The organism is Vibrio sp. UCD-FRSSP16_30, assembly GCF_001676025.1.
In the GTDB taxonomy this organism is placed as follows: domain Bacteria; phylum Pseudomonadota; class Gammaproteobacteria; order Enterobacterales; family Vibrionaceae; genus Vibrio.
On record NZ_LZFW01000084.1, the window covers coordinates 117293 to 141151 of the forward strand.

Annotated in this window: 22 protein-coding genes; 5 read left to right on the plus strand and 17 right to left on the minus strand. The window is 41.0% G+C overall.

What is annotated here, in order from left to right:
* Positions 1–107: 107 nt before the first annotated feature.
* A complete protein-coding gene (gene murJ / locus A9260_RS16360) occupies positions 108–1667 on the minus strand; it encodes a murein biosynthesis integral membrane protein MurJ (RefSeq protein ID WP_068700904.1) in 1560 nt (519 codons plus the stop codon).
* A 299-nt stretch (positions 1668–1966) separates the two neighbouring features.
* Between murJ and rpsT the strand changes: the two genes are divergently transcribed.
* On the plus strand, positions 1967–2227 hold the full coding sequence (gene rpsT, locus A9260_RS16365; RefSeq protein ID WP_068700906.1) for a 30S ribosomal protein S20: 261 nt from the start codon (positions 1967–1969) through the stop codon (positions 2225–2227).
* A gap of 101 nt (positions 2228–2328) precedes the next feature.
* Here the strand turns inward: rpsT and A9260_RS16370 are convergent, their stop codons facing one another.
* Positions 2329–2625, minus strand: coding sequence for an ArsR/SmtB family transcription factor (locus A9260_RS16370; protein ID WP_068700908.1), 297 nt, complete (start codon positions 2623–2625; stop codon positions 2329–2331).
* A gap of 81 nt (positions 2626–2706) precedes the next feature.
* Complete coding sequence (gene nhaR, locus A9260_RS16375) at positions 2707–3600, minus strand: transcriptional activator NhaR (RefSeq protein ID WP_068700910.1); 894 nt, start codon at positions 3598–3600, stop codon at positions 2707–2709.
* Between the two features lie 374 nt (positions 3601–3974).
* On the opposite strand from nhaR, the gene A9260_RS16380 reads away from it, so the two are divergent.
* A complete protein-coding gene (locus A9260_RS16380) occupies positions 3975–5093 on the plus strand; it encodes a Na/Pi symporter (protein WP_306763863.1) in 1119 nt (372 codons plus the stop codon).
* A 57-nt stretch (positions 5094–5150) separates the two neighbouring features.
* On the opposite strand, the gene A9260_RS16385 is transcribed toward A9260_RS16380, so the two are convergent.
* From A9260_RS16385 to rppH, 6 genes are all read right to left on the minus strand, one after another.
* Positions 5151–6146 (minus strand): Solitary outer membrane autotransporter beta-barrel domain, encoded by a 996-nt coding sequence (locus tag A9260_RS16385; protein WP_068700914.1) that lies wholly within the window; start codon positions 6144–6146, stop codon positions 5151–5153.
* Positions 6147–6248: 102 nt separating this feature from the next.
* Positions 6249–7100 carry a thymidylate synthase gene (locus A9260_RS16390; protein ID WP_068700916.1) on the minus strand — a complete coding sequence of 284 codons (852 nt, stop codon included), beginning with the start codon at positions 7098–7100 and terminating at the stop codon, positions 6249–6251.
* Positions 7097–7921 (minus strand): prolipoprotein diacylglyceryl transferase, encoded by an 825-nt coding sequence (gene lgt / locus A9260_RS16395; RefSeq protein WP_068700918.1) that lies wholly within the window; start codon positions 7919–7921, stop codon positions 7097–7099. The genes A9260_RS16390 and lgt overlap by 4 nt, the downstream gene beginning before the upstream one ends.
* 21 nt (positions 7922–7942) lie before the next feature.
* Positions 7943–8737 (minus strand): sulfite exporter TauE/SafE family protein, encoded by a 795-nt coding sequence (locus A9260_RS16400; RefSeq protein ID WP_068700971.1) that lies wholly within the window; start codon positions 8735–8737, stop codon positions 7943–7945.
* A 2-nt stretch (positions 8738–8739) separates the two neighbouring features.
* Positions 8740–10992, minus strand: a complete 2253-nt coding sequence (gene ptsP, locus A9260_RS16405; protein ID WP_068700921.1) for a phosphoenolpyruvate--protein phosphotransferase — start codon at positions 10990–10992, stop codon at positions 8740–8742.
* A 12-nt stretch (positions 10993–11004) separates the two neighbouring features.
* Positions 11005–11523, minus strand: coding sequence for an RNA pyrophosphohydrolase (gene rppH / locus A9260_RS16410; RefSeq protein WP_068700923.1), 519 nt, complete (start codon positions 11521–11523; stop codon positions 11005–11007).
* Between the two features lie 610 nt (positions 11524–12133).
* Here rppH and mutH point away from each other — a divergent pair.
* Complete coding sequence (gene mutH / locus A9260_RS16415) at positions 12134–12799, plus strand: DNA mismatch repair endonuclease MutH (protein WP_068700924.1); 666 nt, start codon at positions 12134–12136, stop codon at positions 12797–12799.
* Between the two features lie 144 nt (positions 12800–12943).
* On the opposite strand, the gene A9260_RS16420 is transcribed toward mutH, so the two are convergent.
* Together A9260_RS16420 and A9260_RS16425 are read right to left on the minus strand one after the other, a co-directional pair.
* Positions 12944–13255 (minus strand): DUF6482 family protein, encoded by a 312-nt coding sequence (locus A9260_RS16420; protein ID WP_068700926.1) that lies wholly within the window; start codon positions 13253–13255, stop codon positions 12944–12946.
* 135 nt (positions 13256–13390) lie between these two features.
* A complete protein-coding gene (locus A9260_RS16425) occupies positions 13391–14302 on the minus strand; it encodes a hydrogen peroxide-inducible genes activator (RefSeq protein ID WP_068700928.1) in 912 nt (303 codons plus the stop codon).
* Positions 14303–14497: 195 nt separating this feature from the next.
* Here A9260_RS16425 and A9260_RS16430 point away from each other — a divergent pair, with 195 nt between their 5' ends.
* Both A9260_RS16430 and A9260_RS16435 read left to right on the plus strand, forming a co-directional pair.
* Complete coding sequence (locus A9260_RS16430) at positions 14498–15106, plus strand: peroxiredoxin C (protein ID WP_068700930.1); 609 nt, start codon at positions 14498–14500, stop codon at positions 15104–15106.
* A gap of 108 nt (positions 15107–15214) precedes the next feature.
* Positions 15215–15970, plus strand: coding sequence for a copper homeostasis protein CutC (locus tag A9260_RS16435; protein WP_068700932.1), 756 nt, complete (start codon positions 15215–15217; stop codon positions 15968–15970).
* 3 nt (positions 15971–15973) lie between these two features.
* Here A9260_RS16435 and phoU read toward each other — a convergent pair whose 3' ends face one another.
* From phoU to phoR, 6 genes are all read right to left on the minus strand, one after another.
* On the minus strand, positions 15974–16675 hold the full coding sequence (gene phoU / locus A9260_RS16440; protein WP_068700934.1) for a phosphate signaling complex protein PhoU: 702 nt from the start codon (positions 16673–16675) through the stop codon (positions 15974–15976).
* 14 nt (positions 16676–16689) lie between these two features.
* Positions 16690–17508 carry a phosphate ABC transporter ATP-binding protein PstB gene (pstB, locus tag A9260_RS16445; RefSeq protein ID WP_068700936.1) on the minus strand — a complete coding sequence of 273 codons (819 nt, stop codon included), beginning with the start codon at positions 17506–17508 and terminating at the stop codon, positions 16690–16692.
* The gene (pstA, locus tag A9260_RS16450) at positions 17498–19129 is read right to left on the minus strand and encodes a phosphate ABC transporter permease PstA (protein WP_068700939.1); all 1632 of its coding nucleotides are present in this window, start codon (positions 19127–19129) and stop codon (positions 17498–17500) included. The genes pstB and pstA overlap by 11 nt, the downstream gene beginning before the upstream one ends.
* A gap of 62 nt (positions 19130–19191) precedes the next feature.
* On the minus strand, positions 19192–21384 hold the full coding sequence (locus A9260_RS16455) for an ABC transporter permease subunit (protein WP_068700941.1): 2193 nt from the start codon (positions 21382–21384) through the stop codon (positions 19192–19194).
* Between the two features lie 210 nt (positions 21385–21594).
* A complete protein-coding gene (locus tag A9260_RS16460) occupies positions 21595–22518 on the minus strand; it encodes a PstS family phosphate ABC transporter substrate-binding protein (RefSeq protein WP_373604487.1) in 924 nt (307 codons plus the stop codon).
* 26 nt (positions 22519–22544) lie between these two features.
* Positions 22545–23858 carry a phosphate regulon sensor histidine kinase PhoR gene (gene phoR / locus A9260_RS16465; RefSeq protein WP_068700945.1) on the minus strand — a complete coding sequence of 438 codons (1314 nt, stop codon included), beginning with the start codon at positions 23856–23858 and terminating at the stop codon, positions 22545–22547.
* Position 23859: the final 1 nt, after the last annotated feature.

The following is a 23859-nucleotide window of genomic DNA, read 5'->3' on the forward strand; positions in this document are numbered from 1 at the left end:
TAACCTTCTTAGTCTACAAGGGTCTAAAATCCCTAAACTGACGAATTATATACCAAAAACTCTAATAGATGCTAGCAACGCGAAGTGCTGATTTATGTTGCTATCAATTAAGTGTTCGCTTTTAAGTGTTTAAGGCGAATACCAAGCAACAAGGCCACGATTAAATATGCACAAGCGCCTGCACCAATCATAGTGATAAGTTCCATCACTCGATGCTTTAAAGACATCTCTACCCAAGCATCCAATGGTTTTAGTAAATATAAGATAGCCAAGACCATCGCTATACCAGCAATAGCAACTCGTGCGATATAACTTACGGTGTGCTTGGTTAAACGATACACCTGCGCTCTATGTAGCCCTCTGTAGAGCAAAGCCATATTCACAAATGCTGATAAAGCCGTCGCCATCGCTAAACCAATGTAGCCATAGTGGTAAGCAAAGATAATATTAAACACCATATTTGTTGTCATCGCTATGATGCCATAACGAACCGGTGTTTTTGTATCTTGGCGAGAATAGTACCCTGGGGCTAATACCTTAATTAACATAAAATTAAGCAGGCCAGAAGCGTAAGCAATCAATGAATATGATGACTGCAGTACCTCATGAATACCAAATTCACCACGCATAAACAATACCATTAGCATTGGTTTTGCCAACACGATCAGGCCTAGCATTGCTGGTAAACCAAGCAACACAACCATACGTACGCCCCAATCCATTGTCGCGGCAAAAGCATGGCTCTGAGAATCAACATGCTTGCGAGAGAGCGCTGGTAAAATCACGGTCGCAATCGCAATACCAAATAACCCTAGAGGAAACTCAAGCAATCGGTCTGAATAATACAACCAACTGATTGAGCCTGTTTGCAAAAAACTCGCGATAAAGGTATCAAGTAATAAGTTAATTTGACTGACCGAAACACCAAATAAAGCCGGTATCATTAGCGTACGAATTCTGACAACACCAGGATCTCGCCAACCCCACTGAGGTTTAACTAAAACCCCTTCTTTGATTAAAAAAGGAATTTGGAAGAAAAACTGAACCATACCACCTAGGAACACACCAATCGCTAAACCAATTTCAGGGTTTTCTAGACGTGGCGAGATCATCATTGCGGAGAAAATGATCATTACGTTCAAAAAGACAGGAGTAAACGAAGAAACCGCAAACTTACCTAGAGTGTTCAGTACTGAGCCAGAGAGAGCAACAAAAGTGATAAACCACAAATAAGGGAATGTGATTTTTAGCATTAAGCTGGCCATCTCAAACTTCTCAGCCGATGGGCCTCCATTTAACCAGTCAAGAAACCAACCAGTACCAAAGATTGCCGTCACTACGCCAGAACCTAACACCCCTAATACGGTCACTATGGTGACGATCACTCCTAATGTTCCGGAGACTTTGGCAATTAACTGCCTAGTTTCATCCATATCACCTTTGGAGTGGTATTCTGTGAGAACGGGAACAAACGCTTGAGAAAAAGCGCCCTCGGCAAACAGTCTCCTTAAAAAGTTAGGGATCTTATTGGCAAAGAAAAATACATCGGCACTTGCTCCCGCCCCCATAAGGTTGGCAACAACTACGTCCCGGACTAATCCCAATACACGAGAGACTAAAGTCATGGCGCTTACAATGGCACCTGACTTGAGAAGGCCTTTACTCACTTTTATTCCTTAATAATATAATGCAACGATTCTTTAGAATGCGCTTAGCAGACACACAGCCTAGCAGAAAGAAACTCTAACATATTGATATTGTCATTTAACTCGAAGTAACTTAGGTTGAGTGTAGATCTAGTGCCAAAATGCTGTTAGAATCCCCGCCATCTTAACCGCGTTCACCTATCTAAACAAAATTACATTGTTTTAGATGAGTTTTCGCACAAATCAATTGACTTTCGGCTACCATACAGGCATTCTCCACGGCCTTATATTGTACCGAACAAGTTTTGGGAGTTAGACCCTTGGCAAACAGTAAATCTGCTAAGAAGCGCGCTATCCAAGCTGAGAAACGTCGTCAGCATAATGCTAGTCGTCGTTCTATGATGCGCACTTACATGAAAAAAACTATCGCCGCTATTGAAGCTGGTGATAAAGAAGCTGCAACTGCTGAACTAGTAGCAGTTACACCGATCCTAGATCGCGCTGCAAGTAAAGGCCTTATTCATAAGAATAAAGCTGCACGTCATAAAGCACGCTTCTCTGCTGCAATCAAAGCTCTTTAATTAGAACTGCGATTCAGGTAGTAAAAAACCGGCTAACGCCGGTTTTTTTGTATCTATCGTATGAGTAAATTTATTTTCTAACTTTTACTCAGCCTAATATCTCACTTCTCACAATACATCTCGTGTAGCAAATGAATCATACGCTTCACCTCTAAGCTACTTAACGAATAATACACTGTCTGTGCTTCCTTACGTGTTTTCACTAGTCCATCACGTCTAAGCCACGCTAGATGCTGTGACAAAGCCGATTGACTCAAATCTAACACCTGACATAACTCGCCGACCGATAATTCCTGATCATGTAACATACATAAGATGAAAAGACGTCGTTCATTAGCCATTGCTTTCAGTAGCAAAACGGCTTGGGGAGAGTTTTTTTCCATTGCTTGTAAATTCATAGCGTATTAATAATCATTATATTCATGAATAGGTCAAGCCTACCGCTGAGACCAACAAAGTTAAAGCTTTGCTTGAGTAAATTAATGAAAAATCTTAGAAAAATCAGCATCACAAACGCTTTTCACTGCAGGGTGCTGAATCATTCTCTCGGCAAAAATCACATAGTACTCTTCTTTTAACGCGTCAATTTCTGCAATACGCTTAAATTTACCCGAATCATTTTCTTCTTTATAAGGGTAACGAGTAGGCGCAACAAAAACAGTCTCAGGATGTGCCTCAGCAAATGCTTTCATTAAAGCAAAGTCATCAAACTCCCCTAAAATCGTCGGCTGATATCCTTGTCTATCACACCACTCGGTAATTTTTCTACCCATTGAAGTTCTAGAACCGGGAATTAATAGCTTATAGTTTTCTAGGTTTTGCCAAAATACTTCTTCATCAATATCGGTCGCAGAACAAAAACTCATGGCGCACTCACCTAGCTTTTTACTGTATAAGCCTGCATTTTGTGATGAATCTATTGGGTAATCCGACAGTATCATGTCTAATTTATGCTGTGATAATTGCTCCAACAACAATTCATGAGTTGATTCATAACACCTTAGATGAATGTTGCCATCTGATGGCACTGTGGTCGAAAGGATCTGGCTTACAAGGCTTTTTGATAAAGCATCAGCAACCCCTACTTCAAACAGCAAATTGGCTCTTTGACTATAATTGACGATATCGAGCATCTCATAACTGAGATCGTACATTCTATCGGCGTATTTAAAAACTAACTGTCCAAGCTCGGTGGGTTCGATACTTCTGCCATTGCGCTTAGTCAATTTACCATTAAGACGTTGTTCTAATGCTTTTATTTGTCCTGTCACGGTTTGTGGAGTCAAAAATAACGCATCAGCAGCTTTAGTTAAGGATCCTTGTTTACAGACCATCCAAAAATAATAAAGGTGATTGTAATTTAAATGCGACATTTTCCTTCCTTGACCGGCGTTTTGTTAATTTAAAGGTAATTTAGCGTTTACTTCGTTAATACCGAAGCAACAGTAAAGTAAGATGACATTTTTGTCACATTAAAATTTGGACTAGATCAAGATTTTAGATATAAATTACGCAACAATGCGAATAGCTACATATTTAAAAACCAATAAAGAACATATAAAACAGCAACTTAAAACAAAATAACAATAAAGCAAACGATTACGTGAAAACCTGAATTTAAAAGTGCTTTTTACTAGGCTGTAATATAACTGAAATATAACTTATCTAAACTCGCAAACAGTTGAATAAAAGCCCATGTCGGGCGCGGAGAAAACAAATGAACAACCAAGCATCTTCAGTTCCAACAATGACAGCGGGTAAATCCAGCTGGCTACGTTGGGCTAACTTGGCTTTCATGCTGTATCTACTTCTAGTATCAGTGTCTATGGTGGGCAGTGGTTTTAAAATGGCCTCTGGCGAACATGCAAAAACATTATTTGATTTTGCATCCAATCCAGTAGCGGGCTTAATGATAGGCCTTGTAGCAACAGCTCTTATTCAATCTTCTAGTACCGTCACCTCTATTATCGTCGGTCTTGTTGCCGGTGGATTGCCAGTAGGGATTGCTATTCCTATGGTAATGGGTGCCAATATAGGTACTACAGTAACTAATACTCTAGTTAGCCTTGGTCACTTACGCTGTAAGCAAGAATTTAAACGTGCCTTTGCTAGTGCAACCGTTCATGACTTCTTTAACTTGCTTGCTGTACTTATTTTCCTACCGTTAGAAATGATGTTTGGCATCTTTGGTAAGCTTTCTGCATGGCTAGTTGCTCCGTTAATGGGCACTGGTGACCTTAATATGGGTGGCATGAACTTTATCAAGCCTCTAACAAAACCTCTTATAAGCATTATTCAAGACCCTCTAACGGCCTTTGGTCCGATTGTTGCGGGTGTGAGTATGATTATCCTAGGTATCGCGACAATCATCATCTCTATTACCATCATGGGTAAATTGATGAAGAGCCTTATGGTAGGCCGAGCTCGTGAGATTTTGAAAAATGCCATTGGTCGTGGTCCTCTGCACGGCATCTTCTCAGGCTCTGTTGTCACTGTCCTTGTTCAGTCTTCATCAACAACGACAAGCTTGATGGTTCCTCTTGTAGGTTCTGGTGTTCTAAAGGTTCGTGATGTCTACCCATTCACACTGGGAGCGAACATAGGTACTTGTATTACCGCTTTGCTTGCAGCAACGGCAGTATCCGGTGAATATGCAATATTTGCTCTACAGATTGCTTTAGTACATTTACTGTTTAACATTGCCGCTACCGCATTTATTTTTGGTATTCCATTCTTACGTGAATTACCACTAAAAGGCGCAGACTGGATTTCTACAATGGCGATTAAGAATAAAGCTGTTGTCGCGGGATACCTGATTGCGGTCTTCGTAGTAATGCCAGGTACTATTATTGCCTTGACCACATAACTGATACCTAAACAAAAAAACTGCCAATGGCAGTTTTTTTTTGTTTAAGCATAAAGACTATTCATTATAGTAAATCACTAATGCGCCGCCTTTTAATGAACTACCGTAATTGATACTGACCCCTATACCCACATTGTAAAAGAGTGATGAGTAATCACTAGTATCCACCACCCAGCCAACACTATATTCACCATAATGAGTCGTATCTAAAGGTTCTCTAAGATCACCACCTACATCAATACGTCTCGCTCTAAATAGAAGGTCTTGTTTTCGTTTCCCCCACGGGCTTAAATGATACTTATACTGTAAGCCATTCATCACTCTCCAACCGCTGGGAGTTGCGCTAGCAGTGTCAATACTGCCCCCAAAACTACGTCCCCAAAAATAATGATATTCACTTTTAAACTGAAACTCACCAGGACCATTATCTTTGGTATAGATAAAGTCTAATTGAGGCTCAACCATCCATACATTAGAAGTACCATTGATGACAGAAGCTATATTGCTATTATCTAGGTACTCTTTTGCTGGACTATTAGCGGTAAACTCATTGTTGTAGTGCATAAGATGAAGGCCTGAGCCGGCAAAGATTTGCCAACCCTGAGAAACTTGATAACCAAGGGAATACTCGGCATACCCAGTTAAAACTTGATCTTTATTTTCATCACTTTCCCATGCACTACCATCTGGCGTATTGATATCATCGTAATTAATATCTCGCTTTAGCTCCATATAAGCAGCGCGCAATTTAAGTCTGTGCAGCCAAGCACTGTCTTCATTTGAAAACAGAAAAGAGATAGGAAGCGAAGTAACCGCTATTCTGCGGCGAGTATCAATGGCATCTTGACCGCCAAAGTCTGGATTGTCCGTGCCAAAGACTTGGTTAGGATCAAAATTACCAAAACCAACACTGATCAGTTCACTGTCGGTTAAAACAAGCGCTGTTGAATAAATACTAGATAAGTACTTATCTGTGTCGATCAAACTGGCCAACGCATCACAGGGTAATGCTAATACCCCACAAGCTAAAAATGAAAAACGTCCATATTTCATCGTCAATAAACTCTATCCGCTGAGTTACAGGTACAAAAAAGGCTAATATTTAATATTAGCCTTTAAAATATAAATGTTTTAATTCAATAGAATAAAATTACGTTATACCGAGAATGGATAACGAATTGCAGGGTGAGACTCATACCCTTCCACTGAAAAATCATCTAACGTAACCCAAGTTTCTAAATCTTCAAGAGACTTAATCTTTGGATTAATGATGAATTTTGGCGCTTGCAATGGTTCACGCTTTAATTGCTCATCGCGCATCAATTCTAATTGGTCTTCATAAATATGCGCATTCACAATCTTATGATAAGCCATACCGGCTTTCTTTCCGGTTATTTGAGCCATAATCGCTAAAAATGCATAGACCTGAACCATATTGAAGTTTAGGCCTAATGGCACATCACAAGAGCGCTGTGTGCTGTTTAAATACAGCGTATCGCCCAGTAAAGAGAAGTGATGACTGTACATACATGGACGCAAGCAACCCATATGAATCTCGCCAGGGTTAAAGAAATTAAGAATTTCTCCGCGATCGTCGATGCCATTAGTTAAATCATCAACAATTTTACGCAGCTGATCGATATGTCCACCATCAGGTTTAGCCCACTGACGACCTTGAACGCCATATACGCGCCCCATATCATCTTCGCCTTTACGGTAACTATTGTTTAGCCATGCTTCGTTTAAATTTGCATTAGCATCCCAAGTTTTAGTCCCTAGCTGACGAAATTGCTCTGCGTTATCGTAACCGCGAATATAGCCCAGTAATTCAGCTACCGCTGCTTTCCAAAAGCTCTTTCTAGTGGTAACCAGAGGAAAAACATTGTTCGAAGCATCGTAAGTCAGATCCGCGTTAATGACCGTCAGGCAGCGCTTACCAGTACGTTCATTCTCTATCCAATGCCCCTCATCTACAATGCGATGACATAAATCTAGATACTGCTTCATTTTTTGCCCTCTGATGTCACTTCAACAGATTTGGCATTGTATTTATATGCCCACAAGACCATCAGTGCGCCGATCACAATCATTGGCGTTGATAGAATTTGCCCCATGGAGATCCAATCACCAAATAGACCCAGTTGTGAATCAGGTTCTCTAAAGTATTCCACGATAAAGCGGAATGAACCGTAGCCCATTAAGAACAAGCCAGATACTGCGCCAGCAGGTCTTGGTTTACGAATAAAGAAGTTCAAAATAAGGAAAAGCACGATACCTTCAAGGAAAGCTTCATAAAGCTGAGAAGGATGACGCGGTAAGTAACCACCCGATGGGAACATAATTGCCCATGGCACATCGGTCACTCTTCCCCAAAGTTCATCATTCATAAAGTTACCAATACGACCAACACCTAAACCAAACGGTATCAGTGGCGCGATAAAATCAGCAACGTTAAAGAAGGTGCGGTTATTTTTATAGGCGTAGTATCCCATTGCAGAGATAACCCCGATAAGACCGCCGTGGAAGGACATACCGCCCGTCCAAACTTTAAATAGATAAAGTGGATTATCAAGGAACAAATCAAAGTGATAGAAGATCACATAGCCAATACGACCACCGACGACAACACCTAAAAATCCAAGAAAGAGTAAATCGGATACCTGTTCACGAGTCCAACCACTATTGGGTTTATCTGCGCGACGATTTGCCAGCCACATAGCGAAAGCAAAGCCAAGTAAGTACATCAATCCATACCAACGAATCGAAATTGGACCAATTTCTAGCAGTACAGGATCAATATGAGGAAATGTGAGAAAACCTTGATTCATAAAATCTTCTTAACGTAATCATTAAAAGAAAAGCATTCGTATCGCAATTATAAACAGCAATACGGCAAATATTTTTTTTAGCGTCGGAGTTGGTAATACATTACTGAGTCGTACGCCTATTTTACTGGTCATTGTCGAGCTTGATGTAATGGCCAATAGTGCGGGTAGATAAACATACCCAATACTATAGTTTGGTAATACATCCGAGCCTGAGCCATGCAAAATAAAGCCTAACATCCCTGATGCTGCCAGCAACATACTGCAAAATGACGAAGTGCCTACGGCCTTGCGCATTTCAACGCCATGCCGGTTAAGAAATGGCACCATAAGAGAGCCGCCACCAATACCAGCAAGGCTTGAGATAGTACCGATCGTAGCGCCAGAGATAAAGGTATTTGTGATCGTTAGCTGAGGTTTCGCGATGCTGCTCCTAATTGACAGAAGCATTCGCATGGATAAAGCCAAAACAATACAGCCAAAGATAGGGGGCAAATAGTGACTTGGCACTAATTCCGCAATAAAACTACCCGCAAATCCACCAACAATCACACCAGGGATCAGAAACTTCGCCACCAGCATATCGACATTGTTAACTCGATAATGATTGAGCGATGAGGAAGCAGAGGTAATGATAATGCAAGCAAGGGAGGTGGCAAGAGCCATCTGCATCGCGATATCGGCCTGAATGCCAAATTTAGGCAGTAAGAAAAGTAGCGCAGGAACAATAATGAGTCCCCCACCGATACCTAATAAACCCGCTAATACCCCAACAAATGCACCAATTACAACTAAGACAGCAATCAACTCAAACGTTATCATTAATGTTTTCCTGGACGAACAAAACCTGCCAACCCTCTATTTTCAAGATAATCGAAGGCCAGTTGATGAACTTCTGATGCGTAAGATTGAGTCATTGCTGCATTTGCCAATACTTTTAGATCGTCAAGGTTTGACTGGCGAATAACATACTTAATACTCGCGACATTGGCTGAGCTCATACTCAACTTTGTAAATCCAAGCCCAAGTAGCACGAGTACGCCTATCGGATCGCCGGCCAGCTCCCCACAGACAGAAACGGGTAAATTAGCTTCCTCACACGCAACTTGTATTTGTTTTAGTGCGAGTAAAACCGCAGGATGTACAACTTCATACAATTCAGATACCTGACTATTATTACGATCAACAGCCAGTAAGTATTGAGTGAGATCATTGGTACCAACTGAGACAAAATCAATTCGCTTGGCAATGGCCGGTAGCAAGTAGATCATAGAAGGAACCTCAAGCATGATTCCTATTTTAGGCTTTTTAACACTCGGATAGGTCAATACGACCTCATGATAAGCTTGATTAATCAAAGAGAATGCGGAATCTAACTCCGGTGCTCCTGACACCATAGGCAGTAAAATATTCAACTCGCTTTTTTGACCGACACTCGCGATCATCATGGCTCTAACTTGCACTAAAAATATATCGGGGTGATCAAGAGTAAAACGAATTCCGCGCCAACCTAAAAACGGATTTTCTTCTTCCATTGGAAAATATGGCAGTGATTTATCGCCACCAATATCTAAAGTTCGCATCACAACCGGCTTTCCCTGTGAATAGGCCAGTAATTTACGATAAGTGTCGACTTGTTCATCTTCAGATGGGAATGCTTGCTTAATGATGAATGATATTTCAGTACGATATAAACCAATACCATCAATTACATCATTTAAGAAATAGCTCATATCAACACCAAGCCCGGTGTTAAGCAGAATCGTCACCGGTGTCTTATCTAGCGTCACCGCAGGCATACACAGCTCAGACTCAACCATAGAGCGCACTTCTTGCTCTTCAGCTAGAAGCTGTTGATACTCAGCCATTTCTTGATGAGTAGGGCTAAGTAACACTTCACCGTTATAGCCATCGACGATGATGTGCTTTCCATCCTCTTCAACACCTTTTAGATTAGGCCCGATAACTGAAGGGACACCTAAAGCGCGAGACAAAATTGCAGCGTGGGAGTTAACACCACCTTGTGATGAAACAACACCTAGCAACATTTCTCTTGGCACTGAAGCTAATAAAGTGGTGGTCAATTCGTTAACCACGAAGATCACAGGATGCTCTAGCTTAACTTCTTGCACTTGAGAGTGATAAAGGAAATACAGTAGTCTTTGCCCCAACTCTCTCACATCTTGAGAGCGCTGTTGTAAATAGATATCACTCATTCGTGCAAAGTGAGTCGAATATCGTTCAATCACTTGGCGTAAGGCCCAATCAGCAGTGTCGCCCTTTTCGACTTGTTTAATCAAATCACCACGTAATTTGGGATCATTTAACAAGTGAGTAAATAAATCGAAAATAGCCAGAGCATCTTTATTAAGATCGCTATCTAGCTGCTTTCTTAAACGTCGAAATTCTTTTAGAGCTCCTTCAATGGCAACTAACAACCACTCTTTATCTCTCTCAATATCGGTGGCAGAAGCTGGAGAAACATCACTCAGTAATGGCTCATCATTTCCTCGCCATATTGGACCTATAGCAATTCCGTTACAGGCAGAAAGCCCACTCACAACAGAGTGTCTTTTTTCTTGAAGTAACCAATTACCTTGCTGCTGCTCACTGGCAATCAAAACGGCTAACTGAGCGGCGAGAGTCACGAGAAAGGATTCTTCCGTGTCACTAAATAAACGGGGCGTTTTCTGTTGGATAACCACTACACCAAGCATACGTTTACGATGTACGATGGGAGTCGCTAAGAATGCTTGATAAACATCCTCACCAAGCTGGGGGAAGTATTTATAATTAGGATGAAGAGAAGCTTGCGCTACATTGAGAGGTTCAGCGGTTCGATGAACGAGCCCAACTAAGCCTTCTTTGAATCCAATATGTAGGCACTCACCAGAAAAAGTCAGCCCCTTGGTTGCCATTAACTCAAGGCGCTGCTTTTGATGATTAGAAAGATAGATAGTGCAACATTCGCTATTAATTGCATCACAGGTACTACGTACAAACACTTCAAGTGCTTGATGTATATTTTCGACCCGAGATACGTGCTCAACTATATCCCTTAGTTGATTTAGCATTATTGAGCCTCTCTAACCTCTACGATTTTTGCGTTTTCGGTTTAGCTTTCGATCTTTGAACGGCATAGCAAAGGAAGCAAACTCCTTCATTGCTCTGCGGTAGACATCTCTTTTAAAAGACACAACTTGTCTCACTGGGTACCAAAAACTTACCCAACGCCATCCATCAAATTCTGGAGTAGGTCCTCTTTGCATATTGACTTGTGACTCATCACATACCAACTGCAATAAAAACCATTTTTGTTTTTGCCCAATACAGACAGGTTTGGAATCCCAACGTACTAATCTTTTTGGAAGACGATAACGCAACCAATGTCGACTCGTAGTGACAATTTTTACATCTTGCTTGGTTAACCCGACCTCTTCATACAACTCTCGGTACATCGCCTGTTCTGGCGTTTCACCATCATCGATTCCACCTTGTGGAAATTGCCATGAATGTTGTCCGTATCGTTTAGCCCAAAACACTTGACCGTGGTTGTTACATATTACGATTCCCACATTTAAGCGGTAACCATCGCCATCGATCACTGGCTAACCTCTACTGATAAATTTTATATACCTCGATTTTTCCACAGATCCCCCAGTTGAGCAAATGCAACTGTCGTAAAACTGAATAAATTATGAATCTAGAGTAGCGATATTGAATGAAATCCAAACAAACCATTAATTATCAACAGACATAAAAGTGTGAACTGTATTTATTCACTATATCTGTGAGTAACTTTGTGAGAAAAACTGAAACAATCAATCTGTGGATTACTTTCTGGTCTTTACCAAAAAATCACTAAAAAACAAATTTAGAAATAAGTTCTTTAAAATCAAACAGTAAAAACAAAAATAACCATTATTTACTGTTCATTAAAATTGATTAATAATTGATCCCGCAAGATCGAGCAAAGATTGACCACTATCTCTTTTATCCATACTAAGCCCCCTATCAGGCATAATTGACTGGCTAAAACAAGCGAAAAACCGCGCCTAAACCCCTGTTTATTTATACATAACAATAATTTATTACAGATATTATTACATAGCCTGTGGATAACCTTCATTTTAGCTCCTAATTCCCCTATAATTACCCTCTGACTTAGCTTCCTGATCTTTGATTTTTAAGATCTTTATCTGCTGGAGATCTTCTGTGTTCGCTCCTCCACCAAAAACTGAACTTGAATTATTCAAGCGAGCCCAAGCGTTAGCTGGCTATTCTTTTGCAGAATTAGCAGAAGAAGTCGGGATCCAAGTACCCAAAGATCTTCGGCGAAATAAAGGATGGGTTGGTCAACTTATCGAAATGCATTTAGGCGCCGAGGCTGGAAGCCGTCCAGAACAGGATTTTGCCGATCTTGGAATAGAATTAAAGACCATTCCTCTCAGCCATAAAGGTAAGCCGCTAGAAAGTACCTTTGTGTGTGTTGCCCCGCTTACGGGTATACATGGCATCACATGGCAGCAAAGTCACGTACGACAAAAATTAAGTAAAGTATTATGGGTTCCCGTTGAAGGCGAGAGAGAGCTTCCCTTAGCTGAGCGCCATGTTGGCTTTCCTAAACTTTGGACGCCGAGCCAGCAGCAAGAGCAGTTATTACAAGATGACTGGGAAGAACTAATGGAAATGATTACAACCGGTCGCATTCACGAAATTAGCGCAAGACATGGGGAGGTCATGCAACTTCGTCCAAAAGCAGCCAATAGCCGAGCGCTAACTGATGCTTACGGCGCAAGCGGCAAGCACATCAAAACCCTGCCCCGAGGCTTCTACCTTCGAAGTCATTTTACTCATTCGATTTTACTCGATAGCCATTAACTTGGTGCAAGGATCTTAAATCGTACCTGTGTGCGAATTCAGCTAATGCTAATGTGTACAAATACAGCTAATGGCTAATGTTTACAAATACAGCTAATGCTAATGTTTATAAATGCAGCTAATGGCTAATATTTACAAATACAGCTAATGGCTTTTCAAAGATAATTCTATGTCGCAATATGACTTAGTATCTCCTGAGCCACATTCATCATAAGCATTATGTAGACGTAGATAGGCACAATCCAAACCCAGTTTGAGCAATTCTTGTTTTACCACTTCTAGCGATGAAAATGACATTGGTTTATCGTCTTCTCGAATGGGCTCAAGTTTATGTTTAAATTCCACAGCCAGTTGATAGGTCGATAAATCTGCGCAGCCGATGACAAACACTTTAGGTATTTCGGCATGCCGCTCAATATCGGCATGTATCCATTGGTTAAACTGATGTTTTTGCATAATCTCCCCCTCATCACACTTTGAGTAAAGACCAGCAACTATATAGGATCAATAAAATGACCCTTTTTTTTGATCATTACTGAAAATTAAGCCCATTATCCTAATTTGCAGATTTAACACCTCGCACTCATTAGCTTACTTTTGCAGTAATTTTTGTATCACTTCAGCTAAGTGGATAAAAGTATCGGTGCGCGGACTACTCCCTCGCCATACTAAACCAATATCTCGATATGCCTGACGACCTGGAGGATCAATCACTTTTAACGCTTGGTTTTCAAGCAAGCCATGATCAATGGCCATTTGCGGGATAAAGGTACTGCCTAAACCATTGGCAACCATTTGAACTAAGGTGTGTAAGCTTGTGGCACTAAAAGAGTTAATCTTGTTTTTTTCGGTTAAATTACAAGCTGAAACGGCATGCTCAGTTAAGCAATGCTCTTTCTCAAGTAAAAAGATAAACTCATCTGGAAGATCTGAATAATGTAAGGGAAGTTTGATGTTGTCCAGTTGCGATTCACTGATCACCATTTTAAACTGATCTCTGCCTAAAATTTTAAATTCTAGATTTCCAATATCGACAGGCAAAGCCAATATCAGGACATCCAGTTGACCATCCTCTAATGCCGCTAATAAGTTTACCGTAGTATCTTCTCTTAGTAACAAAGTGAGATCCGGAAAGCTCTTATTTACCTCATGCACTAGACCACTGAGAAGAAAAGGAGCGATAGTCGGAATTGCGCCTAGCCTTAACTGCCCTTGCATCTCTTTGCCACAAGTAAGCTGCCCTAGCTCTAGAAGATCTTGACTCTTAGTCAGCAACTCACGACCTTGTTTCACTACTACTTCGCCTAAATGGGTAAAAACAAGTCGGCTTCTTTTGCCATTTTTCTCATACAAAGAACATTCAAATTGATCTTCTAAGTTTTGAATTCCTTTGCTCAAAGTGGATTGGCTCACACAGCATTGCCTAGCTGCCTCACCAAAGTGGCGAGTTTCATACAATGTGATCAAATAGTACAGTTGTTTAAGGCTTAGCCATTTATTCATTAATAACTCAAGTTTTGTCAGGTTTTATTTGCTATTTTGTGCACTGGTTAACAAGATGTAAACATCGTTTTTTTCGATTGATTTAATCTATTTAATTCACTTTTTCTCACTGCCTATTATGTATTATAGTCTAGGTCGTAGAACAATAAACAATGTCTAAAGATTAGGCATTACTACTTATTTTAGGAGATCCAAATGGTATTAGTAGGCCGTCAAGCACCAGATTTTACAGCAGCAGCTGTACTAGGCAATGGTGAAATCGTTGATAACTTCAACTTTGCAGAATTCACAAAAGGTAAAAAAGCAGTTGTTTTCTTTTACCCACTAGATTTCACTTTTGTATGTCCTTCTGAGTTGATTGCATTTGATAACCGTCTGCAAGATTTTCAAGACAAAGGCGCAGAAGTTATTGGTATTTCTATCGATTCTCAATTCTCCCATAACGCATGGCGTAACACTGCTATCGAAGATGGTGGCATTGGTCCAGTTAAGTACCCATTAGTTGCTGATGTTAAGCACGAAATCTGTAAAGCTTACGATGTTGAGCATCCAGAAGCTGGTGTTGCTTTCCGTGGTTCTTTCCTAATTGACGAAGACGGTCTAGTTCGTCACCAAGTAGTGAACGATCTTCCACTAGGTCGTAACATTGATGAAATGCTACGCATGGTTGACGCTCTTAACTTCCACCAGAAAAATGGTGAAGTTTGCCCAGCACAATGGGAAGAAGGCAAAGCAGGTATGGACGCATCTCCAACAGGTGTTGCAGCTTTCCTATCTGAGCACGCTGAAGACCTAAGTAAGTAATTTACTAAGATTTAAGTTAAGCCGACCAATACCTTGTATTGGTCGGCTTTTTATTACCCATAAGAAAAGGACTGATATACTCAACAAAACCTTATAAGAGCCCTAGTTATGTCCTACCAGCTTGAAGTCTGTATTGATAACATCGAATCTTTGCACACGGCAATTCGCGGCGGAGCAACTCGTATAGAACTATGCTCATCACTTGCCCTTGGTGGTCTCACCCCAAGTTTTGGCCTGATGACTCAAGCAAAGTTACAGTCTTGCGTTCCAATCTACGCCATGATTAGACCTCGCCAAGGGGACTTCCTCTATTCAGATCAAGATATTGAAATCATGCTTGCTGATATTAAGGCCGCTAACACAGCCCAACTTGATGGTATTGTGATGGGTTTACTGACAAAAGAAGGTCATATTGACTATCAAGCAAGTAAAAAGTTGATTGATGCAGCTCAAGGGATGGGAGTTACGTTTCACCGGGCTATCGATCAATGTAGTGATATTGAACAAGCACTTGAAGAGATTATCGATTTAGGTTGCGAACGGGTTTTAACATCAGGCCAGCAAAGCAATGCGCTATTAGGCGTAGACAAGTTAGCTCAGATGCAGCAGCAGGCAAAGGGACGCATTCAGATCATGGCTGGAGCGGGTGTTAATGAGCACAATGTTCAAGAGATCATTAAACGTGCTCATATCAAGGAAGTTCATTTATCAGGAAAAACTAGCCGCTCAAGTAATATGACATACATTCGTAATGAGGCTCAAATGGGATCAGCCAGTACCAGCGACTTTCATATTCCTGTGACAGGCTTTGAAGCAATACAAAGCGTGCAACATTTGTTGTTAGAACTGGAAAATGAAGCCTAATCTCTAGTCACTTTCTTTATATTTGTAAATTTCATCATCATCTGAATGGCGAATATCTTTGCCTTTCACACAATAAATAATATGTTCACAAATATTTTGGCAGCGATCACCGACTCGTTCGATTGCTCTCGCTGACCACATGACTTTTAAAATAGCCGGAATTAACGACGGATCATCCATCATGCTTTTTGTTAATTGACGAATGATATTCTGGTACTCATCATCAACATTATCATCCATTTCGTAAACTCGCACCGCAGCATCGGTATCTAATCGAGCAAAGGCGTCTAATACTTGATGCAACATATCAATCGCTAAACGGCAAAGAGGCTCTAAAGAGTTTTGATAACGAGGATCTGAGCTTTTATTACTCAAAGAAGTTCGCGCAAGACGAGAAGCAACATCACCAATACGCTCAAGCTCAGCAATGGTTTTAATAATGGTCATTACCAGTCTTAAATCACCGGCTGTAGGTTGACGTCTTGCAATGATTCTGGTGCAAGCTTCATCAATGGTCACTTCCATTTCATTTACATTATGATCTTCAGCAACTACTTTTTTTGCCAGTTCATAGTCTTGCTTAACCAGAGAGCGTAGTGCGTATGCCAACTGTTGTTCGACAAGCCCTCCCATAGTCAAAACATGACTTCGAATAGCTTCTAGCTCTACGTTATATTGCCCAGAAATATGGCGACCAGTGTGCATCTAATTTATTACTCCTACCCTATCCGACCGGTAATATAGTCTTCAGTTTTCTTCTCTTTTGGCGATGTAAATACTGTATCAGTATCTGCGTACTCAACAATACGCCCCATATGGACAAATGCGGTGTAATCACTCACTCTGGCGGCTTGTTGCATGTTATGTGTGACGATAACGACAGTATATTTGGTTTTTAAATCGTTAATCAGCTCTTCAATCGTTAATGTCGATATCGGATCTAAAGACGATGTCGGTTCATCAAGTAATAATACTTCTGGTTCTATTGCTATGGCTCTGGCGATAACCAGTCGTTGTTGCTGGCCCGCCGCTAAATTGACCGCGCTTTCATGCAGACGATTTTTAACTTCATCCCAGAGCCCAGCACCTCGCAAAGCATGTTCACAACAATCATCCAGTACGCGACGGTTTTTAATTCCTTGTAAACGCAGCCCAAACACCACGTTCTCATAGACCGTCTTAGGAAAAGGATTCGGCTTTTGAAATACCATTCCTATTCTTCGTCTTAATGCTGAAACATCAACTTCTTCATCATAAATATCATGACCTAATAAGCTAATACTTCCCTCAATTTTGCACCCTTCAATAAGGTCATTCATACGATTAATCGAACGCATAATGGTTGATTTTCCGCACCCTGATGGCCCAATAAATGCCGTCACTTTCCCTTTTGGGATTCGCATTGAAATATCATGCAATACCTGCTTTTTGCGATAATAAAGATTTAAATTTTTAATCTCTATCGCCGTTTGCTTCTTCGACAGATTTGCCACATCAAGCGGCTTTAGGATATTTATCGTTGCAGAACTAGAATACATGATCGTCAAATCCTAAGTTTCGGTAACTATTGCGTAAAGAGTTTCTGATGCGAATGGCGATTAAATTTAAGCCAATGATCACAGTAACCAGCAACATTGAGGTTGCGTAGACTAATGATTTTGCACCTTCTAAGTTTGTAGTTTGGAATCCAGCATCATAAATATGAAAGCCTAAGTGCATAAATTTACGTTCTAAGTGTATATACGGAAATTGACCATCGATAGGCAGGCTTGGCGCAAGCTTAACCACACCAACTAACATCAGAGGTGCAACTTCACCAGCTGCTCGCGCAACCGCTAAGATTAATGCCGTAAGCACCGCTGGCATCGCCATGGGCAGAACCACTTTGAAAATAGTTTCCGACTTTGTCGCTCCCAGAGCAAAGGCGCCGTCTCGAACCGATTTAGGAATACGAGACAAACCATCTTCGATAGTCACCACCACCACTGGCAATGTCAGCATCGCCAATGTTAACGACGCCCATAATAGCCCAGGGGTGCCGAAAGTGGGCGCAGGAAGGTTGCCCGAATAAAACAGCTCATCAATGCTTCCACCTAAGGTATAAACAAAGAAACCAAGCCCGAATACACCATAAATAATCGAAGGAACCCCAGCCAGATTTTGCACCGTAATCCTAATTAATCGAGTTAACCAATTATTATGAGCATACTCATGTAGATATAATCCAGCTAGAACACCCAGTGGCATAACAGCAACAGACATGAGTAGCACTAATAAAATGGTGCCAAAAATAGCAGGAAAGACACCACCTTCAGAATTAGACTCTCTAGGTTCATCAATAAGAAAATGCGCACCCTGCTTAAACCAATGACCAACCTTATCGAGAACGGTCATTTTATTCGGGTACCAAGCATCTAAGATGGTTGAGAAACTGACTCGATGAAGATCATTATTCATGTCTTTCACCACCAGCACTCTCTGCGCTATCTTCTCTTGTGTATCTTCTATCTGTTTCTTAGCGCGATAAAGACGAATATTAAGCTGCTTTTTAATCATTGAAAGCTGATCTATTCGCTTATAATCCTGAGAGTTATCTTGCTGCAGTCGATGTAAAACCTTGTCGTTTTTTACTAGGCTTTCCGCAACTAAGTCCAGTTGATGTTCACGAATGAAATCAATTCTGTCACGATCAGCGCGTGTCTGCTCTAGTAACTTATCAAGTTGTTTTGAGGAATTAATAGCGGTTGATTTACCATTGCTTTCATAGCTTATTACACGACCAAAAAACTGACCTCCGCGCTTTCTTTCAATCACAATAAGATCAGCGGCAGCAATTGGATCTCCCCAGCGATGCGAAAACTCAGAAATAAACCCACCACCAAAAATATCTCGATTGCCTATTTTGATGACCAATCGTTCCAGTTCAGGCAAAGTTTGTGTGGACAGTGTTTGTCGTAATTGCGTGGGAATAGACTGACGTTGAGTCGTTGATAACTGCTCTAGAGGTACTTCTTCACGTTGATAAACTTGCCCAATCAAAGACTGATGGTTAGCATTTTTCCACTCATAGAGCGTATGCGGCCAAAAGTGAGCCATTCCTTTCCAACCAATGAAAAGTAATACCGTCAATACGGACAAAATACTGATGGTTACAGCCATTGAGGTTAGCCATATCCAAGGTTTTCCCGATCTAAACCAATTAATCACTCAGTTATTCCTGCCTATAAAGATCGATATTTATCACGAAGACGCTGACGAACACTTTCACCGACACTGTTCACAATAAAAGTGAATAAAAACAATATTAATGCAGATAAAAACAGTAAACGATAATGAGAACTTCCCACTTTAGACTCTGGTAATTCAGTGGCAATGGTTGCGGTTAATGAACGTAGACCTTCAAACACATTCCAGTCTGTGATTGGAGTATTACCCGTTGCAGTAAGTACAATCATCGTCTCCCCCATTGCTCGACCTAAACCCAGCATTATTGCTGAGATAATCCCAGGACTTGCAGTAAGCAGTACAACCCGAGTTAAGGTTTGCCATTCTGTAGCACCAAGCGCTAATGCGCCATTAGACAAATGTTTGGGTACAGAATAAATCGCATCTTCAGCAATAGTAAAAATAGTTGGAATAACGGCAAAGCCCATCGCAATACCAACCACCAAGCTATTGCGCTGTTGATAATCCCAGCCTTTGTCAGCTAAAAAGTAGATCAAACCATGATCAAAAATCATTTTATCAAGATAAGGCGCAAACTGAAAAATAGACCACCATACAATGGTAATCACCGGCAATAAGGTCACTAAGTGCAACCCTTTAGGTACTTGTGATTTAACGCTTGTCGGAAATAGCGCCCATATACCGCCACAAAGCAAAGCCGTAAATGGAATCACTATAATACTGAGCATAAAGGCGAGTAGGTTTTGTTCCATAATTGGCGCAAGCCAAATCGCAGCTACAAAGCCAATAACCAATGTTGGCAGAGCTTCCATCAATTCAATGGTCGGCTTAATGGTGTTACGCATCTTTGTCGACATAAAACTTGCGGTATAAACGGCGCCTAACACCGCAATTGGAATAGAAAAAAGCATCGCATAAATAGCCGCTTTTAATGTCCCAAACACCAAAGGCACTAAGCTAAACTTGGGTTCGACATCCTGCGCTGTCGCGGATGTTTGCCAAACATAATCTGGCTCAGAATAGCCTTCATATTGTACTTTCTGAGTTAACTCTTTTAATGATATTTCTGGATGTGGCGAATCAATATCAAATCTAACGATCTTGTTATCATAGATATTCATTAGGTAACGATCGTTTTGCGACAAACTCGTTAATAACGGGACTTTTTGATCGGTGATCTTAAGAATTGAATCTGCACGAGTGGCATAAAATAGGCTGTGCGTCCCATCTTCTTCTATTGCCCAAAAACCTTTCTTTGTATGCTCAGGGATCAGATTAACCACATTGGAGTGAGTACTATATTTACGCGCTGTGCGTAAACGGCGTTCATTTTGAAAAGAGATAAACCAAAACTCTATCTCACTTTTTGAGTTAGAGACAATGGCGCTTTTATCCCCATTAAGAAAACTAAAGATTTGCTTTGAATTACTCTCAATATTTTCATTATTTTTAAAGAATAATGAAAAATCATCAGCAACTGAACGGCGAGAAAAAATAGTCGCTGATTCACTATCAAGCACCACGACATATAAACCGTTCTCAGTGACAAATACACCTGAGATATCTTTAAATGTTGTGGGTAATGTAGTGATTTGTTGCGAATAGGCTTTCCCTGAAGATGGCGTAGCATCTAACACTTCAACCTTACTCTTGCTAGCACGTATTATCACAGCGCCATCTTGCAACAATGTAAAACCAAGATGCTCGGTCTTAAAATCCGCCTGAGTAAAGCTTAAATCTGCTAGTGAATTATTGACTCTAAGGTTTGGTGTATAGACTTTTCTCGTCTTGGAGTGAGATACGATAAACTCAGGCATCACCACCTTTATCTTGCCCTTAGCATTGATCATTGCCACCCAAGGGTGAGGTGTATTAGTGGCAATCGCTACCGGATCTTTTTGCATGAGTGCTTTGTTAATGACCGCAAAATCATCATCCAGCGCAAAGTAAATCACCTCACCTTTATTATTGATAGCAATACCATTATTGCCGGTATTATCAATCTTAGTGTTAATGAACGATCCGCCATCAATAGGCAAATGATACTCAGTTTGCTGATAAGTCGAGGAGCTAAAGATTGGCAGAGTTTCGATAAAGAAATAAATAAGGATGCCAAATAATCCGACCAACATACCTAAGCCACTCGCTCTCACAAGTACAGCAATCAGCTTATCTTTGACCAAGCGAGAACGATTAGTCTCTTTTAATAGTGATGTGGCCTTATTCATTTATTCTGATTTTCTCTGATCTGGAGACTGTAACTTAAGTCTTTGATATCTCAATTACGTAAATGTGTATCGACATCAAATACATATTGGAACCTAACAAGTGACACATTTCACTCTGGCTGTAATTCTACGCTTTGAACTCACTAGTCACTATCATTCACCTTTAGAGGCGGAGTTAGCGCTGTATTCGTGCTAGTGGTTATCCTCTGTTTATAATTTCAAGTCAACTTTAGCCAGTTCCTTTTTTGCAAAGTCACTTGAAATAGGAATATAACCTTCACGCGCAACGGTATTTTGTCCCTGCTTAGAGTATATGTAACGAATAAACTCACGCTGCTTACGAGGTAAAGCTCGATTTGGTTGTTTATTCACATACAGATAAAGTTTCCGACTAAGAGGATACTTACCACTGATGATATTTTTAGGTGTTGGGAAAATATAATGATCATCATACTGCGCAATAGGTACTAAGCGTGTACCGATAGCTTTAGAAGCTACACCAGAATAACCAATAGATGAAGCTGATGAAGCAACGCCCTGCACGACAGAGGTAGCTCCTAGCAACTCGTTGACTGAGCTATCAAAATCTCCACCGCAAAGTACTTTATTCTTAAACACACCATAAGTGCCCGAAACGGGGTTTCGCCCAAACTTCTGAATTTTCAATCGGCCCCAAGGTTGTAAAATACCCAGATCGCTCCATGTATCGATATGCCTAGGCATACCACAGAAGTAAGTTACCGAAAAAATGGCATCTAACTCAACAAAGTTCAGCCCTTTGATCGGGTTATCTTGATGAACAAACACTCCCAAAGCATCCAGAGCAACCACGAGTTCAGTCGGCGCATAGCCATATTCACGTTCAAATGCGATAATTTCGCCAGGCTGCATTTTTCGACTCATAGAACCAAACTGAGCAGTACCTTCGGTTAAAGCCGGCACTGCTGTCGAGCTGCCAGATGCCTGAACTTGAACATTGACACTAGGATAGAGCGTAGAAAATTCTTCAGCCCACGCACTGACAATACCCGCCAAAGAATCCGAGCCAACCGAGGATAAGTTTCCAGAAATCCCCTGTACAACTTGATAGTTTGGTAGTGATGATGAGCGGCTAAAAAATGAAGCAAACAGCATAAGAAGAACCGCTAATTGCAACTTTCTCACTGGACTAATGGCTCCCTTGTAACCAGACGTTTTGGTAACACAAACGCAAATCGACTGCCCTTACCCACTTCACTTTGTATTTCCAACTGTGAGTCGTGGTGACTTAGAGTATGTTTAACGATAGCAAGCCCTAAACCACTGCCACCGGTCTCTCTTGAACGATCTTTATCAACTCGATAGAAACGTTCAGTCAAGCGATGTAGATGCTGAGGTTCAATGCCCTCACCAGTATCAATCACTTCTAAAAGTGCGCCTTGCGCAGTTTCGCGCCAGTCGACATTTATTTGCGAACCTGCTGGCGTGTATTTAACTGCGTTATACACCAAATTAGAAATAGCACTGCGCAGTTGGTCATTATCACCTAGCACTTTTAATGATGAATCAACAGTAAAGTTTAGCTTGTGCTCATTGCTGCCACTTAAAGCTTGAGCTTCTTTTTCTAAAAGCTGCAGCATATTAGGCACATCAACAATATCATCACCCGGCGCCATTGGAGCAGCTTCAATTTTTGATAGTGTTAGCAGTTGATTGACCAAACTGTTCATTCGGTTAAGCTGCTCAGTCATTACCCCATGCGCTTTTGGCCACATAGGACCTATGAGCATATCGGGATCGGCTGTCATTTCTAAATAGCCTTGCAACACCGTCATTGGCGTGCGTAATTCATGCGAGACATTGGCAAAAAAGTTACGGCGCATGCCTTCTAAAGTTTTAAGCTGTGATACATCACGCACCACCATAAGATGCTCGCCATCGGTATATGGCACAATACGTAACTCAAGAATTCGCTCAACATTAAGTGGCGAACGTATCTCTAAAGGCTCTGAGAAATTATTTTTATTCAAATACTTAATAAAATCAGGAGTGCGCAATAAATTGGTGATCGGTAACTCGGAGTCTTCAGGCCAGCGAAACCCTAGCAACTGCTGTGCTAATCGGTTACACCATACAATATTGCCTTCATCACGAAACACCACTACCGCATCAGGAAGGGATTCTGCACCATTTCTAAATCGACGAATTAATCCGGTAAGCTCTTTTCTTTTACGACGCTGACGCTGCTGTAATCGATACATACCGTTAAATAACGGCTCCCAATTACCCGAGCTTGATGGTGGGGAAAGACGCTTATCATTCCACAGCCATTGCGAGAAGCGGATCTGATTATGCAGGTGCCATCCTAACTGCAACATAGTCGCAATCAACAGCATCCATGGCATGTAACCTACAAACCATCCAAGTAAAACCCAAGGGGTATAAAAAAAAGCCAGCTCTAAAGCCAGCTTTTTCCATGTTAGTTTTTCTACCATC

Coding starts and splice junctions, on each gene's coding strand:
- A9260_RS16370 (WP_068700908.1), bottom strand. CDS start 2,625: ATGAATTTACAAGCAATGGAAAAAAACTCTCCCCAAGCCGTTTTGCTA.
- nhaR (WP_068700910.1), bottom strand. CDS start 3,600: ATGTCGCATTTAAATTACAATCACCTTTATTATTTTTGGATGGTCTGT.
- A9260_RS16380 (WP_306763863.1), top strand. CDS start 3,975: ATGACAGCGGGTAAATCCAGCTGGCTACGTTGGGCTAACTTGGCTTTC.
- A9260_RS16385 (WP_068700914.1), bottom strand. CDS start 6,146: ATGAAATATGGACGTTTTTCATTTTTAGCTTGTGGGGTATTAGCATTA.
- A9260_RS16390 (WP_068700916.1), bottom strand. CDS start 7,100: ATGAAGCAGTATCTAGATTTATGTCATCGCATTGTAGATGAGGGGCAT.
- lgt (WP_068700918.1), bottom strand. CDS start 7,921: ATGAATCAAGGTTTTCTCACATTTCCTCATATTGATCCTGTACTGCTA.
- ptsP (WP_068700921.1), bottom strand. CDS start 10,992: ATGCTAAATCAACTAAGGGATATAGTTGAGCACGTATCTCGGGTCGAA.
- A9260_RS16420 (WP_068700926.1), bottom strand. CDS start 13,255: ATGCAAAAACATCAGTTTAACCAATGGATACATGCCGATATTGAGCGG.
- A9260_RS16425 (WP_068700928.1), bottom strand. CDS start 14,302: ATGAATAAATGGCTAAGCCTTAAACAACTGTACTATTTGATCACATTG.
- A9260_RS16430 (WP_068700930.1), top strand. CDS start 14,498: ATGGTATTAGTAGGCCGTCAAGCACCAGATTTTACAGCAGCAGCTGTA.
- A9260_RS16435 (WP_068700932.1), top strand. CDS start 15,215: ATGTCCTACCAGCTTGAAGTCTGTATTGATAACATCGAATCTTTGCAC.
- phoU (WP_068700934.1), bottom strand. CDS start 16,675: ATGCACACTGGTCGCCATATTTCTGGGCAATATAACGTAGAGCTAGAA.
- pstB (WP_068700936.1), bottom strand. CDS start 17,508: ATGTATTCTAGTTCTGCAACGATAAATATCCTAAAGCCGCTTGATGTG.
- pstA (WP_068700939.1), bottom strand. CDS start 19,129: ATGGCTGTAACCATCAGTATTTTGTCCGTATTGACGGTATTACTTTTC.
- A9260_RS16455 (WP_068700941.1), bottom strand. CDS start 21,384: ATGAATAAGGCCACATCACTATTAAAAGAGACTAATCGTTCTCGCTTG.
- A9260_RS16460 (WP_373604487.1), bottom strand. CDS start 22,518: ATGCTGTTTGCTTCATTTTTTAGCCGCTCATCATCACTACCAAACTAT.
- phoR (WP_068700945.1), bottom strand. CDS start 23,858: ATGGTAGAAAAACTAACATGGAAAAAGCTGGCTTTAGAGCTGGCTTTT.